The 13,294-nt window shown below is 71.9% G+C and carries 10 protein-coding genes; 2 read left to right on the plus strand and 8 right to left on the minus strand.

Features of this window, described 5'->3' with window-relative positions; genetic code table 11:
- Positions 1-72 precede the first annotated feature (72 nt).
- Complete coding sequence (locus MDN94_RS01750; RefSeq protein WP_482724236.1) at positions 73-1,962, minus strand: AMP-dependent synthetase/ligase; 1,890 nt, start codon at positions 1,960-1,962, stop codon at positions 73-75.
- 268 nt (positions 1,963-2,230) lie between these two features.
- Entirely contained in the window at positions 2,231-4,093 is a 1,863-nt protein-coding gene (gene lepA, locus MDN94_RS01755) for a translation elongation factor 4 (RefSeq protein ID WP_482724237.1), read from the minus strand.
- A 253-nt stretch (positions 4,094-4,346) separates the two neighbouring features.
- On the opposite strand from lepA, the gene rpsT reads away from it, so the two are divergent.
- Positions 4,347-4,613 carry a 30S ribosomal protein S20 gene (gene rpsT / locus MDN94_RS01760; RefSeq protein ID WP_482724238.1) on the plus strand — a complete coding sequence of 89 codons (267 nt, stop codon included), beginning with the start codon at positions 4,347-4,349 and terminating at the stop codon, positions 4,611-4,613.
- A 321-nt stretch (positions 4,614-4,934) separates the two neighbouring features.
- Here the strand turns inward: rpsT and holA are convergent, their stop codons facing one another.
- The 3 genes from holA to MDN94_RS01775 form a co-directional block, all read right to left on the minus strand.
- Positions 4,935-5,918, minus strand: a complete 984-nt coding sequence (holA, locus tag MDN94_RS01765) for a DNA polymerase III subunit delta (protein WP_482724239.1) — start codon at positions 5,916-5,918, stop codon at positions 4,935-4,937.
- A gap of 45 nt (positions 5,919-5,963) precedes the next feature.
- Complete coding sequence (locus MDN94_RS01770) at positions 5,964-6,209, minus strand: hypothetical protein (protein WP_189467956.1); 246 nt, start codon at positions 6,207-6,209, stop codon at positions 5,964-5,966.
- A 79-nt stretch (positions 6,210-6,288) separates the two neighbouring features.
- On the minus strand, positions 6,289-7,137 hold the full coding sequence (locus tag MDN94_RS01775) for an arylamine N-acetyltransferase family protein (RefSeq protein WP_482724240.1): 849 nt from the start codon (positions 7,135-7,137) through the stop codon (positions 6,289-6,291).
- A gap of 121 nt (positions 7,138-7,258) precedes the next feature.
- Here MDN94_RS01775 and MDN94_RS01780 point away from each other — a divergent pair, with 121 nt between their 5' ends.
- Positions 7,259-7,747 carry a pyridoxamine 5'-phosphate oxidase family protein gene (locus tag MDN94_RS01780; protein WP_482724241.1) on the plus strand — a complete coding sequence of 163 codons (489 nt, stop codon included), beginning with the start codon at positions 7,259-7,261 and terminating at the stop codon, positions 7,745-7,747.
- Between the two features lie 150 nt (positions 7,748-7,897).
- Here MDN94_RS01780 and MDN94_RS01785 read toward each other — a convergent pair whose 3' ends face one another.
- The 3 genes from MDN94_RS01785 to MDN94_RS01795 form a co-directional block, all read right to left on the minus strand.
- Complete coding sequence (locus MDN94_RS01785) at positions 7,898-10,636, minus strand: ComEC/Rec2 family competence protein (protein ID WP_482724242.1); 2,739 nt, start codon at positions 10,634-10,636, stop codon at positions 7,898-7,900.
- On the minus strand, positions 10,633-11,385 hold the full coding sequence (locus MDN94_RS01790) for a ComEA family DNA-binding protein (protein ID WP_482724243.1): 753 nt from the start codon (positions 11,383-11,385) through the stop codon (positions 10,633-10,635). Before MDN94_RS01790 ends, MDN94_RS01785 begins: the two co-directional genes overlap by 4 nt.
- 1,055 nt (positions 11,386-12,440) lie before the next feature.
- The gene (locus tag MDN94_RS01795; protein ID WP_482724244.1) at positions 12,441-13,286 is read right to left on the minus strand and encodes a DegV family protein; all 846 of its coding nucleotides are present in this window, start codon (positions 13,284-13,286) and stop codon (positions 12,441-12,443) included.
- Positions 13,287-13,294 lie beyond the last annotated feature (8 nt).

Raw genomic sequence — 13,294 nt, forward strand, 5'->3', positions numbered from 1 at the left:
GCGTAAAGAGCACACACGCATGCGGCGGAACGGCCGTCGGTCCGGCTCCGTTCCGCCGCTGTGCGTGCGGGGTCACGCCTCGCGGGAACCGGCGTACATGTCCTCGATCAGGTCCTTGTACTCGCGCTCCACGACCGGACGCTTCAGCTTCAGGCTGGGCGTCAGTTCGCCGTGCTCGATGTCCAGGTCACGCGGGAGCAGCCGGAACTTCTTGATGGTCTGCCAGCGCTGGAGCCCCTCGTTGAGGCGCTTCACATAGCCCTCGATGAGCTGCTCGGCCTGCGGGGAGGCGACGACCTCGGCGTAGCTCTTGCCGCCCAGGCCGTTCTCCTCGGCCCAGCCGAGGATCGTCGGCTCGTCCAGGGCGATCAGCGCGGTGCAGAAGTTACGGTCCGCGCCGTGCACCAGGATGTTGGACACGAACGGGCACACCGCCTTGAACTGGCCCTCGACCTCGGCGGGCGCGATGTACTTGCCGCCGGACGTCTTGATCAGGTCCTTCTTGCGGTCCGTGATCCGCAGATAGCCGTCGGCGGACAGCTCGCCGATGTCGCCGGTGTGGAACCAGCCGTCGGCCTCGAGGACCTCGGCGGTCTTCTCGGGCAGGTTGTGGTAGCCCTCCATGATCCCGGGGCCGCGGAGCAGGATCTCGCCGTCGTCGGCGATGCGCACCTCGCAGCCGGGCAGCGGCTTGCCGACCGTGCCGGTGCGGTAGGCCTCGCCCGGGTTGACGAAGGAGGCGGCGCTCGACTCCGTCAGACCGTAGCCCTCGAGGATGTGGATGCCGGCGCCGGAGAAGAAGTAGCCGATGTCGGGGGCGAGCGCGGCGGAACCGGAGACGGCGGCGCGCAGCCGTCCACCGAACGCCTCGCGCAGCTTGGAATAGACGAGCGCGTCGGCGACCTTGTGCTTGGCGTTCAGGCCGAAGGGGGCTGTCGCGTTACCGGTGCGGCGGAAGTTGTCCTGCGTGACCTTCGCGTACTCGCGGGCGACTCCCGCAGCCCACTGGAAGATCTTGTACTTGGCGCCGCCGCCGGCGCGCGCCTTGGCCGCGACCCCGTTGTAGACCTTCTCGAAGATGCGGGGAACGGCCGCCATGTAGGTCGGCTGGACGACCGGAAGGTTCTCGATGATCTTGTCGACGCGGCCGTCGACCGCCGTGACATGGCCGACCTCGATCTGTCCCGAGGTCAGCACCTTGCCGAAGACGTGGGCGAGCGGCAGCCAGAGGTACTGCACGTCGTCCTTGGTGACCAGGCCGGTCGCGGCGATGGCCTTCGCCATGTAGGACCAGTTGTCGTGCGGCAGGCGCACACCCTTGGGGCGGCCCGTGGTGCCCGAGGTGTAGATGAGCGTCGCCAGCTGGTCCGCGGTGATCGCCGCGACCCGCTCCTTGACCGCGTCCGGGTTCTTGGCGAGGTACTTCCCGCCGCGCGCCTCGAGGTCGGCCAGGGTGAGGACCCAGCCCTCCGGCTCGGAGCTGTCCGGCTCGACGCCGGCCGGGTCGATGACGACGACGTGCTTCAGCTCGGGCAGCTCGGTGCGCTTCTCCCGCGCCTTGGCCAGCTGGGCGGCGTCCTCGGCGATCAGCACCCGGCTCGAGGAGTCGGCGAGGATGTACGCCGACTCCTCGGCGTTGGTGGAGGGGTAGATCGTGGTGGTGGCGCCGCCCGCGCACATCACGCCGAGGTCGGCGAGGATCCACTCGACCCGGGTGGAGGAGGCGAGCGCGACCCGCTCCTCCGCGTTCACGCCCAGGTCGATCAGTCCGGCCGCGACGGCGTAGACCCGCTCGGCGGCCTGGCCCCAGCTCAGGGACTTCCAGTCGTCGGGGCCCGAGCCCGAGGCGGGGGGCACGGGATACCGGTATGCCTCGCCGTCCGGCGTGGCTGCCACGCGCTCGGTGAAGAGGGTCGCCACCGAAGGCGGCCGGTTCTCGATCAGGGTCTGGGTTTCGCTCACGACGTCCTCCGGGCCTGCGGCAACACTGCACAACTGGCTGGTTGTTTAACTGGCGAGTAACCATCGAGCCGTGCTCAGGGTAAAGCCCGCAGGACCGGCGCGTAAGTGTCTGCGGGCTGCCGCTTGATAACGAACGGAGCGCAGGTCCACCGGTTGGCGGAACGGATCGATGCATAAGGCACCTGTATTCCGCGACGGTTCCGGACGGCCGAAAGCGCCCGTCCCCGAACGGGACGGGCGCTTCACGGGCCGGGGCGACGCGCGACAGCTACTTCTTCTTGCCACCCTCGTCGCTGGACAGCACCGCGATGAAGGCCTCCTGCGGGACCTCCACGGAACCGACCATCTTCATCCGCTTCTTGCCTTCCTTCTGCTTCTCGAGCAGCTTCCGCTTACGGGAGATGTCACCGCCGTAGCACTTGGCGAGGACGTCCTTGCGGATGGCGCGGATGGTTTCACGGGCGATGACCCGGGAGCCGATGGCCGCCTGGATCGGCACCTCGAACGCCTGCCTGGGGATCAGCTCCCGCAGCTTGGCGACGAGCCGCACGCCGTACGCGTAGGCCGCGTCCTTGTGGGTGATCGCCGAAAAGGCGTCCACCTTGTCGCCGTGCAGCAGGATGTCGACCTTGACCAGGCTGGAGGCCTGCTCGCCGGTGGGCTCGTAGTCCAGGGAGGCGTAGCCGCGGGTCTTGGACTTCAGCTGGTCGAAGAAGTCGAAGACGATCTCCGCGAGCGGCAGGGTGTACCGGATCTCGACCCGGTCCTCGGAGAGGTAGTCCATGCCGAGGAGGGTGCCGCGGCGGGTCTGGCACAGCTCCATGATCGAGCCGATGAACTCGCTGGGCGCGAGGATCGTCGCCCGCACGACCGGCTCGTGGACGTCGGCGATCTTCCCCTCGGGGAACTCGCTCGGGTTGGTGACGGTGTGCTCGGTGCCGTCCTCCATCGTCACGCGGTAGACCACGTTCGGTGCGGTGGCGATCAGGTCGAGCCCGAACTCGCGCTCGAGGCGCTCACGGATCACGTCCAGGTGCAGCAGGCCGAGGAAGCCCACACGGAAGCCGAAGCCCAGCGCCGCCGACGTCTCCGGCTCGTAGACCAGCGCGGCGTCGTTGAGCTGGAGCTTGTCGAGGGCGTCACGCAGCTCGGGATAGTCGGAGCCGTCCAGCGGATACAGGCCGGAGAACACCATCGGCTTCGGGTCCTTGTAGCCGCCGAGGGCCTCCGTGGCTCCCTTGTGCAGGGTGGTGATCGTGTCACCGACCTTGGACTGGCGGACGTCCTTCACACCGGTGATGAGGTAACCCACCTCACCGACACCGAGGCCGTCGGCCGCCAGCATCTCCGGCGAGTTGGTGCCGATCTCCAGCAGCTCGTGCGTGGCGCCGGTCGACATCATCCGGATCCGCTCACGCTTGTTGAGCTGGCCGTCGATGACACGGACGTACGTGACGACACCGCGGTAGGAGTCGTAGACCGAGTCGAAGATCATCGCGCGGGCGGGCGCGTCGGCGACACCGACCGGGGGCGGCACTTCCCGGACCACCCGGTCGAGCAGCGCCTCGACTCCGAGACCCGTCTTGGCGGAGACCCTGAGCACGTCGGTCGGGTCGCAGCCGACCAGGTTCGCCAGCTCCTCGGCGAACTTCTCGGGCTGGGCCGCCGGCAGGTCGATCTTGTTGAGCACCGGAACGATCGCGAGGTCGTTCTCCATCGCCAGGTACAGGTTGGCCAGGGTCTGCGCCTCGATGCCCTGGGCCGCGTCGACGAGCAGGATCGTGCCCTCACACGCGGCCAGGGACCGGGACACCTCGTACGTGAAGTCGACGTGCCCCGGGGTGTCGATCATGTTGAGGATGTGGGTCTTCCCCTGCCCCTCTCCCTCAGTGGGGGCCCAGGGCAGACGGACCGCCTGGGACTTGATCGTGATGCCGCGCTCGCGCTCGATGTCCATCCGGTCGAGGTACTGGGCGCGCATCTGCCGCTGCTCGACCACACCCGTCAGCTGGAGCATCCGGTCGGCAAGGGTCGACTTGCCGTGGTCGATGTGCGCGATGATGCAGAAGTTGCGGATCAGAGCCGGGTCGGTACGGCTCGGCTCGGGCACGTGGATAGGAGTCGCGGGCACGCAGGGTCCTGATTCTTTGGCAGACGCCGGGTCGGTGAGCTCGGCTCGGGCTCGGCTCGGCTCTTTGTCGGATCGATACGTAGGCTCCATGGTCCCACGGGTCGGCGACTGTGCCGGGTTTGGGCCGTGCGCGGGGCGACTGGTAGCCTGAGCAGCTGTGTCTCGTTTCCTCTCCGGAGGCGCCTTCCGTACCCGCAGGGTCACGGGGGAGGGACGCAACCTCAGAGATCATCGAACCTGAAAAGGCTCTTTCGTGGCGAACATCAAGTCCCAGATCAAGCGGAACAAGACGAACGAGAAGGCGCGCCTGCGCAACAAGGCCGTCAAGTCCTCGCTCAAGACCGCGATCCGCAAGGCCCGTGAGGCTGTCGCCACCGGCGACGTCGAGTCGGCGACCGCGGCTACCCGTGCCGCCTCCCGTCAGCTCGACAAGGCCGTCTCGAAGGGCGTCATCCACAAGAACGCCGCCGCCAACAAGAAGTCGGCGCTGGCTGCCAAGGTTGGCTCCCTCCAGGGCTGAGCTACTGAGTGATCGCCGGCAGGGATCAAGCGGGCCCTCTCCTCCGCTCCCGGTCGGCACCCCCGCGCCGCACGCGGCCTGCGTTCGCCACGCGGGTGCGGCGCACCGAGCTTCACACGAAGGCCCCGGGCCGCTGTCCTTCCCCAGGACGGCGGACCGGGGCCTTCGCCGTGGTGTGATCCGGGCCGGTGTGATCCGGGCATGCTCGGCCCCTGACCCGACAGGAGCGCCTCCCCCAAGGGGGAGGCCTGGCCCCATAGGGGCTCCTACAGGGACGGGCGCCTTTCCTGGCGGGCGTCACGCCAGGACGTCGGGACCGGTTCAGCGGCGTGAGCGCGCCGCCGTCGCGATCGTCACGACCGCCTTCTCCAACGCGTACTCCGCGTCGTCGCCGCCGCCCTTGACCCCGGCGTCCGCCTCGGCCACCGCGCGGAGGGCCATCGCCACACCGTCGGGGGTCCAGCCGCGCATCTGCTGGCGGACACGGTCGATCTTCCACGGCGGCATGCCCAGCTCACGCGCCAGATCGGCCGGCCGGCCGCCGCGCGCGGAGGACAGCTTGCCGATCGCCCGCACGCCCTGCGCGAGCGCGCTCGTGATCAGCACGGGCGCGACGCCCGTCGACAGCGACCAGCGCAACGCCTCCAGCGCCTCCGCCGCCCGGCCCTCCACGGCCCGGTCGGCGACGTTGAAGCTCGACGCCTCGGCGCGGCCCGTGTAGTAACGGCCCACGACGGCCTCGTCGACGGTGCCCTCGACGTCCGCCGTCAGCTGCGACACCGCAGAGGCGAGCTCCCGCAGGTCGCTCCCGATGGAGTCGACGAGGGCCTGGCACGCCTCGGGGGTCGCGGACCTGCCCAGCGCACGGAACTCGGACCGCACGAAGTTCAACCGCTCGGCGGGCTTGGTCGTCCTGGGGCAGGCGACCTCCCGCGCCCCGGCCTTACGCGCCGCGTCCAGCAGGCCCTTGCCCTTGGCCCCACCGGGATGCAGCAGCACCAGGGTGATCTCCTCGGCGGGGGCGCCGAGATACGCCTTGACGTCCTTAACCGTGTCGGCGGAGAGATCCTGCGCGTTGCGCACGATCACCACCTTGCGCTCGGCGAAGAGCGACGGGCTGGTCAGCTCGGCGAGCGTGCCGGGCAGGAGCTGATCGGCGGTGAGGTCCCGTACGTCCGTGTCGGCGTCGGCGGACCGCGCCGCCGCCACCACCTGTTGAACGGCACGGTCGAGAAGCAGATCCTCCTGGCCCACGGCGAGAGTCACGGGGGCGAGCGGATCGTCGGTCGAGTTCTTGATGGCCATCGCGCTCCAGCATCCCACGCCCCACCGACAGCCCCGGGCGAACGGTCAGTGCGCCTCGCGCCAACCGTCCCAGGCGGCCACGAACGCGTCGAGCGCGGCGGCGTCCATCGCGCCCTCCGGGTCCTCGACGACGACCAGCCACTGGGCGTCCTCCGCGTCGTCCTCGCCCGCCAGTGCGTCCCGCACGAGCTGGGGCTCCTCCGTCACGGGGAAGCTCTCGCCGATCGTCTCCGCCACCTCCTCCGCGGCGTCGCGGTCGGGCAGCACCAGCACATGTCTCACATCGCTCACCGGCATATTGTGCCGGGGCCCGTGGCCACGTCGGCACCATGCCCGGCGACCGGTTCGGCGACCACCTCGGCGCCCGGCCTCAGGACGCCGCGGGCCGGACCTCCGGAACCCGGTCGAGCTCCAAGCCGAAGTGTTCACGGTAGGCGCCGAGCACCTCGTCGTCGCTGCCCAGCATCCGCTCGTGCCGCTCACCGGCCACGGTCGTGACGAGCTTGCGGCCGGTCAGCGTGATCCGGCCGTCCTCCGTGAGGAGGGAGCACACCAGCGATCTGGTGAAGTGGGAGAGCGGTGAAGTGCGGTGCCACCAGGCGCCCGCCTCGAAGTCCGGCAGCTCACGCGGCCTGGTGTCGAGACGGAACTGCCGCTTGCCGTCCCGGATCACATCGAGGTCACCGTCGGCCGCTTCCGCGATACGGAACGTCCCCGCCGGATCGTCCTGTTCACCCCGCTCCGCGAGGAGCAGGGGGTGATGGCTGTGGTCGCCGAAGCCGACGTCGGCCAGCCAGGGGCCGCTGCCGTCCGCCGTCTCCACCCGCAGCGCCATGTGGTCGTAGGGGATGCCGAGGCGTCCACCGTCGCCGAAGACCCGGGCCTGGAGAAGGGTCACGCCGAAGCCGAGGCTGCGCAGCAGCACGGCGAACGCGCCGTTGAGTTCGTAGCAGAAACCACCGCGGCGAGCGCCGACCACCTTGTCGAAGAGCGGGCCGTCCGCCAGGACCAGCGGCTCACCGAGATGGATCGACAGATTCTCGAACGGCACGGACAGCAAGTGCCGCAGCTGGAGTTCCCGCAGCGCTGCGGCGTCGGCCCGCTCCGGCCGTGCGCATCCGATGCGAGCGAGGTAGGCGCCGGTGCCCCGTGAGTCGGTGTCCCGTGGCGAGAGGTCGGGCGGGGGCGTGGCGTGCGGGGTCGGCGGGCGCGTGTTCATGAACGCAGTCTGCTGCGCGCTCCGCCGCGCCGCCAGGGCCGCTGGTCCTGGTCCGGAAGGCGGAGACGGCTCCTCCCGCAGTCCGACGCGGCGCGGCCCGGACACCGCGTAGCTTGCCGCCATGACGACCCAGGAGCAGGCACGCAGCCGGGAGGAACGCCGGCGGGACACCCTCGCCCGGCTGGCGGACGACAAGGACTCGTGGGTCGCGACGGCGTCCCCGGACGGGCAGCCTTGCCTGATGCCCCTCTCGTTCGCCTGGGACGGCACCACACTGCTGATGTGCACCCGGCGCACCAATCCCACCGCCCGCAACCTGGCGCCTCGGGGCGAGGTCGTCGTGACCCTCGGCCATACCCGCGACGTCGTGCACATCGAGGGGACCGCCGAGGTCGTCGAGGGCTCACAACTGGCGACCGAGTCGGCCGACGCCTTCGCCGCGAAGCTGCTCTGGGACCCGCGGGACCGGCCCTCCTGGGTGTATCTGCGGATCACCCCCCATGTGGTGAAGGCATGGCGCGAGGTGAACGAACTGAAGGACCGGCTGATCATGAACGACGGTCGCTGGCTGGATCGACGGGCCCTGCCGACGGCCGGGCCGACGGACTGACGACGGGACTGACGGCCCGGCCTGTCGGGCCGGTCCTCGCCCGACAGGCTGGGGCCGACGGGTACCCGCCCACGGGCCGTCCCGGCAGGCGCTCGGCCCACAGGCCGTCCCGGCAGGCCGGGCCGTCCCGCAGGCGCTCGGCGGACAGGTTCATCCGGCGCCCCGTGCCACCGCCCTCAGGTCCGCGCCGGCCCCCGTCACCGCGATCGCACCGTCCTGGTCCGTACGCATCACCAGCGCACCCCGTGACCGCAACGCCGCGACCGTGCGGGGCGCGGGGTGTCCGTACTTGTTGTCCCTCCCGCAGGAAATGAGCGCCAGTCGGGGCCGGGCTCCCGCCAGCAGAGCAGGCTCCTGGTACGCGGAGCCGTGGTGGGCGACCTTGAGTACATCGACAGCCGGAAGCGCCGGGTGCGCTCGTATCAACCGTTGCTGGGACGGCGGTTCGAGGTCCCCGAGGAGCAGCATGGAAAGCCCGCCCGCGGCCCGGACGAGCAGCGCGACACTGGCGTCGTTCGGGCCTTCCGGTGCCGCGCCGCGGGACAGGTCGGGCCACAGGACCTGCCAGCTGAGCCGCCCCGCCCTGCGCCGCTCCCCCGGTATCGCGTGGACCACCGGCACCCCGGCCGCCGCTGCCGTACGCCGGACGAACGTCGCTTGCCAGCGCGGTTCTTCGAACGCCGTCGTCTGGACGGCGCCCACCGCCCTGCCGCGGAGCACTCCCTCGAGACCGGCCACGTGGTCGGCGTGAAAATGGGTCACCAGAACCATCGGCACCTCTGTGACGCCGAGCTCGCTCAGGCAGCGGTCGGTGAGACCGGGGTCGGGTCCCGCGTCCACGACCACCGCGGCGCCGTCACCGGCCGCGAGCACCATGGCATCCCCTTGCCCCACGTCGCACATCACCAACACCCAGCCTGGCGGGGGCCATCCGGTCAGTTTCGCGCTCAGCGGGGCCGGGCGGACCACGGCGAGCACGAGCAGGAGCGCGCACAGCGCCACCGCCCAAGGGTGTCGTGTCAGCCGGCGGGCCACGAGGATCAGCACCACGGTCAGCCCGGCGAGCAGCAGGCCGCCGCACCAGCCGCCCGGCCAGTCGGCCCCAGCACCGGGCAGAGCCGCTCCCGAGCGGGCCACGGACCCGATCCAGCCCGCCGGCCAGCCGGCCACACGCGCCAGCAACTCGGCGACCGGTATGGCCACGGGTGCAGTGGCCAGTGCGGCGAAACCCAGGATCGTCGCGGGAGCGACGGCGAGCTCGGCGACGAGGTTGCAGGGAATCGCGACCAGGCTGACTCTGGCCGCGAACACTGCCACGACCGGTGCGCACACCGCCTGCGCCGCCGCCGTCGCGGCGAGCGCCTCGGCGAGCCGGGCCGGTACCCGCCGCCGTTGGAGAGCCTCGCTCCAGCGCGGGCCGATGGTGAGGAGGGCGCCGGTGGCGAGTACGGAGAGCAGGAAGCCGTAACTCCGCGCCAGCCATGGGTCGTAGAGCACGAGCAGTAGAGCGGCGGCGGCCAGCGCCGGTACGAGGGACCTGCGCCTGCCGGTCCCGATGGCGAGCAGGGTGACGAGTCCGCAGGCCGCTGCCCGCAGCACACTCGGCTCCGGCCTGCACACGACCACGAACGCGAGCGTGAGCGCACCTCCGAGCAGCGCCGTGCCGCGCAGGGTGATGCCCAACCGGGGTGCCAGGCCCCGCCGCTCGGCCAGCAGGGCCGTACCCGGTGGACCGATCAGCAGGATCAGCACGATGGTGAGGTTGCTGCCCGACACGGCCAACAAGTGGGTCAGGTCCGTCGCTTCGAAGGCGTCATGGAGGTCGGCGGGGATGCGGGAGGTGTCCCCGACCACCAACCCCGGCAGCAGAGCGCGGGCGTCCGGCGCCAAGCCGTTCGTGGCCTCGCGCAGTCCGGCGCGCAGGCCACCCGCTGTGCGCTGCAGGCCGGTCGGCGGGCGGATGACCGGCGGAGGGCCGCCGTCTGCCCGTAACACGGCCGCGAACGGATCGTCATCGCGGAGCGGTTTCACCAGTCGTCCGCCCACCCTCAGCCGGGTGGAGGGCAAGAGGCGCTGCCAGGCCGTGTGCGCTTCGCCGGGGGACGCGATCAGCAGCACAGGGGTACGGGTCTCCGTGACGGCTCCGCCGGGCACGGTCACCCGCGTCGCCTCGGCGTTCAGCAGCAGCGCCGCCGGGGCCGCGGGGTCGCCGGCGGCCTTGGAACGGGTGGGACGCGGATCGGAGGTGACGGTCAACTCGACCATGACCCGCGCCTGCCGGTCGGCCAGGGCGGGCAGCGGCCCACGGCGGAGGTCCGCGCCGTGCAGCCCGGCTGAGGCAGCGCCCGCCGCCGCGCACAGCAACACGCCGGCGAGGGCGGTGGCGCCACTTGGCCACCGCGGCGAACGGGCCGAGAGGGCTGGTGCGGCCGTCCTGCCGCCGGGGCCCGGCGCCGAGTCCGGGCGGCCCCCGCCCCATGACGCCGCACCCCCTGCCGTGTCGCCGCGCCCGTGCGCAACCCCTGCCGCGTCGTCGGCCCCGCGCCGTGGCACGGCCACCCCTGCCGCCACCGGGTTGCCCCCGGGCGGGGACGCCGGGAACCAGGTCGTGTCCTGCCGGCCTCTGCGCCGTGGCGCCGCCGCACACGCCGGGTCCCCGCGGCCCCTCCACCGTGACACCGCAGCCCGCAACGGCAGCAGTGCCGCGGCGGTGAGGCAGGCGGCCACGCCGGCCGCCGTCCACCGGCCCGGAGCCCCCAGCGCGAGAGCCGACGCCGCCCAGGCCGCCAGCGCGGGTGGGACGAGCCGCAAATCGGTCGGTCCTTCCGGAGGAGAACACGACGCGGCCGGCCGATGGCCCGTGTCGGCGTGGACCGGGACGGCGGTCATGGCCGCACCAGGTTCCGCAGGTCCTCGAACCGGCGGTCGCCGATCCCGTTGACGTCACGCAGCTCGTCGACCGACCTGAAGCCGCCGTTCTGCATCCGGTGGTCGATGATGTGCTGCGCCAGCACGGGGCCCACCCCCGGCAGCGTCTCCAGCTGCTCCGTTGTCGCAGAGTTGAGGCTGATCGGGCCTGCGGCGACTCCCGCGGCAGGGCCCGCACCGGGACTGCCCGTGGCGGGCGGCGCGGGCGCGCCCACGACGACCTGCTCGCCGTCGCTCAGCACCCGAGCCCGGTTGAGCCCGGTCAGATCGGTGCCCGGCTTCACGCCTCCTGCCGCCTCGAGCGCGTCGGCCACCCGTGATCCCGCAGGTAGTTCGAGCACTCCGGGCCGCCGCACCTTGCCGCTCACGTCGACCACGATCGGGGCCGCCTGCTGCGGGTCGACAGGCGGCAGGCCCGGCGAAGGTGACGGCTCGTCCGCCGGTCCTGCGGCGGACCCTGCCCCGGACTGCGACTGGGCCGAGCCCTGCTGGATCAGCTCCGGCGCCCGTACCGCCTGCGGCCGGCCCACCCAGAAGTGCTGCGCCGCGAACACGGCCGCCGCCACCAGGACCACGGCGAGCGCCGCGAGGGTCTTCGGCTCGAGCCCACATCGCACCTGCACCCAGGTGGGCAGCCGGTCCCGGATCGCGAGCCCGAAACGGGACGGCCCTGCCCCGACCTCAGCCACGAGCCGGCCGGTGCGAGTCACAGATGCTTCCCGGTCGGTGCGGGTAACGGGTACGTCCGCGTCGGCACCCGTCACACGTGCGTCACCCCGCCGGATGTCCCGGACGGGTGCGCCGCCGTCGGTTCCGGGAGGGGCGGCTCCTGCCGGGGCCGCTCTTTCGGCCTCTGCACCTTCGTGGCCGCCGGCCCGCGGCCCCGTCTCCCAGGCGGCCGGCTCCGGTTGCCCGGCCCGGGTCGACCGCACCCGCCCCTTGTGGCCGCCGCGTCCGGGGCCCGTCCCCGCGCCGACCCGCCGTCCCCCCGGCCCCGGGCGGGAGGGCGGACGCGTAACCGGACCCGAGGACACGGGCGCCGGCAAATGCGGCGGCGAGTGCGACGCGAGGTACGTCATCCGACGCCGGGGCGGGCGCGCTACCGGAGGCGTGGGCGAAATGCCGCGCGAAACTCCAGGAAGCACGCCGGCCACGCCGGGCGGAACCACCGTGGCCGTGAACAAGGCGTCCGCACGCTGCCGCAGGGCGGCGGCCTCTTCGGTCGGTGCGCGCCCGCCTCGCAGACGAGAAGGCCGTAAGCCACCCGGCGCCAAGCCCCCGGCACCACCACCCCCGGCACCGGCACCGGCAAGCACACCCCCGCTGCCGGCCTGCGCCACCCCTGACCGGACCCCGTGCCCGGTCAGGACGGGCGGTCGGCCGAGGCCACGACCGCGGCCATGGCCACGGGAGCGTGCGCGGCGGTCGGAGGCCGGGGCGCGGCCCGGGCCACTGGTTGCGGAACGTGATCGAAGAGCCATGTCACAGGACGGTAGGCACATTCGCCCGAACCCGCAGACCAAGCCCAATTCCAGGGGAAAAGCGTCTCATTGTGGATAACTCGGCCACTCTCACGAGTGATGGAACCCACCACCCGGCACGTCGACCCACGTCCCCGGGCGACCAACCCCCGGCACACCGACCGACCACCCTGGACCGACGACCAACTTTCCAGCACGGCGACCAATCCCCAGCACGGCGACCGACCCGCCCCCCGCGCCGGGCGCCACCACCCCACTACCCCGCTTGCGCCACCACCGCCCCCTCAGCGCGGCGAGACCACCACGCCCAGCAGTCCCGGCCCGGTGTGTGCCCCGATCACCGCGCCGACCTCGCTCACATGCAGGTCGGCCAGCCCCGGCACCCGGTTCCGCAGCCGGTCCGCGAGTGCGGCGGCCCGCTCCGGCGCCGCCAGGTGGTGCACCGCGATGTCGACCGGGGCCGTTCCGGCCCGCTCGGCGGCGATCTCCTCCAGTCGTGCGATCGCCCGCGACGCGGTCCGCACCCGCTCCAGCATGTCGATACGGCCGTCGACCAGCTGTAGCAGCGGTTTCACGGCAAGGGCCGAGCCGAGCAGTGCCTGCGCCGCTCCGATCCGCCCACCGCGGCGCAGGTAGTCGAGTGTGTCGACATAGAAATACGCGGCGGTGTCCGCCGCCCGCTTCTCCGCCGCGGCCACCACTTCGTCCAGCGAACCGCCCGCCTCCGACGCCTCGGCCGCAGCGAGAGCGCAGAAGCCGAGCGCCATGGCGATCATCCCGGTGTCGACGACCTTGACCGGAACCGGTGCATCCTTGGCTGCCAGTACCGCCGCGTCGTGGGTCCCGGACAGTTCGGAGGAGAGGTGCAACGAGACGATTCCACTGGCTCCGGTGGCCGCGGCTTCGCGGTAGGCCTGCGCGAACGTTTCGGGGCTGGGCCGGGACGTGGTGACCGAACGCCGTTTCTGCAGGGCGGTGGCGAGCGAGCGGGCCGAGATCTCGGTGCCTTCCTCCAGAGCCTGGTCGCCGAGCACGACGGTCAGCGGCACCGCCGTGATGCCGTGCCGTTCCATCGCCGGTGGCGGCAGGTAGGCCGTTGAATCGGTGACGATCGCGACATGGCGGGACATGAGCGGGA

This window comes from Streptomyces sp. WAC00040, from assembly GCF_056835925.1.

Coding starts and splice junctions, on each gene's coding strand:
- MDN94_RS01780 (WP_482724241.1), top strand. CDS start 7,259: ATGACGACCCAGGAGCAGGCACGCAGCCGGGAGGAACGCCGGCGGGAC.
- holA (WP_482724239.1), bottom strand. CDS start 5,918: ATGGCCATCAAGAACTCGACCGACGATCCGCTCGCCCCCGTGACTCTC.
- MDN94_RS01795 (WP_482724244.1), bottom strand. CDS start 13,286: ATGTCCCGCCATGTCGCGATCGTCACCGATTCAACGGCCTACCTGCCG.
- MDN94_RS01775 (WP_482724240.1), bottom strand. CDS start 7,137: ATGAACACGCGCCCGCCGACCCCGCACGCCACGCCCCCGCCCGACCTC.
- MDN94_RS01785 (WP_482724242.1), bottom strand. CDS start 10,636: ATGACCGCCGTCCCGGTCCACGCCGACACGGGCCATCGGCCGGCCGCG.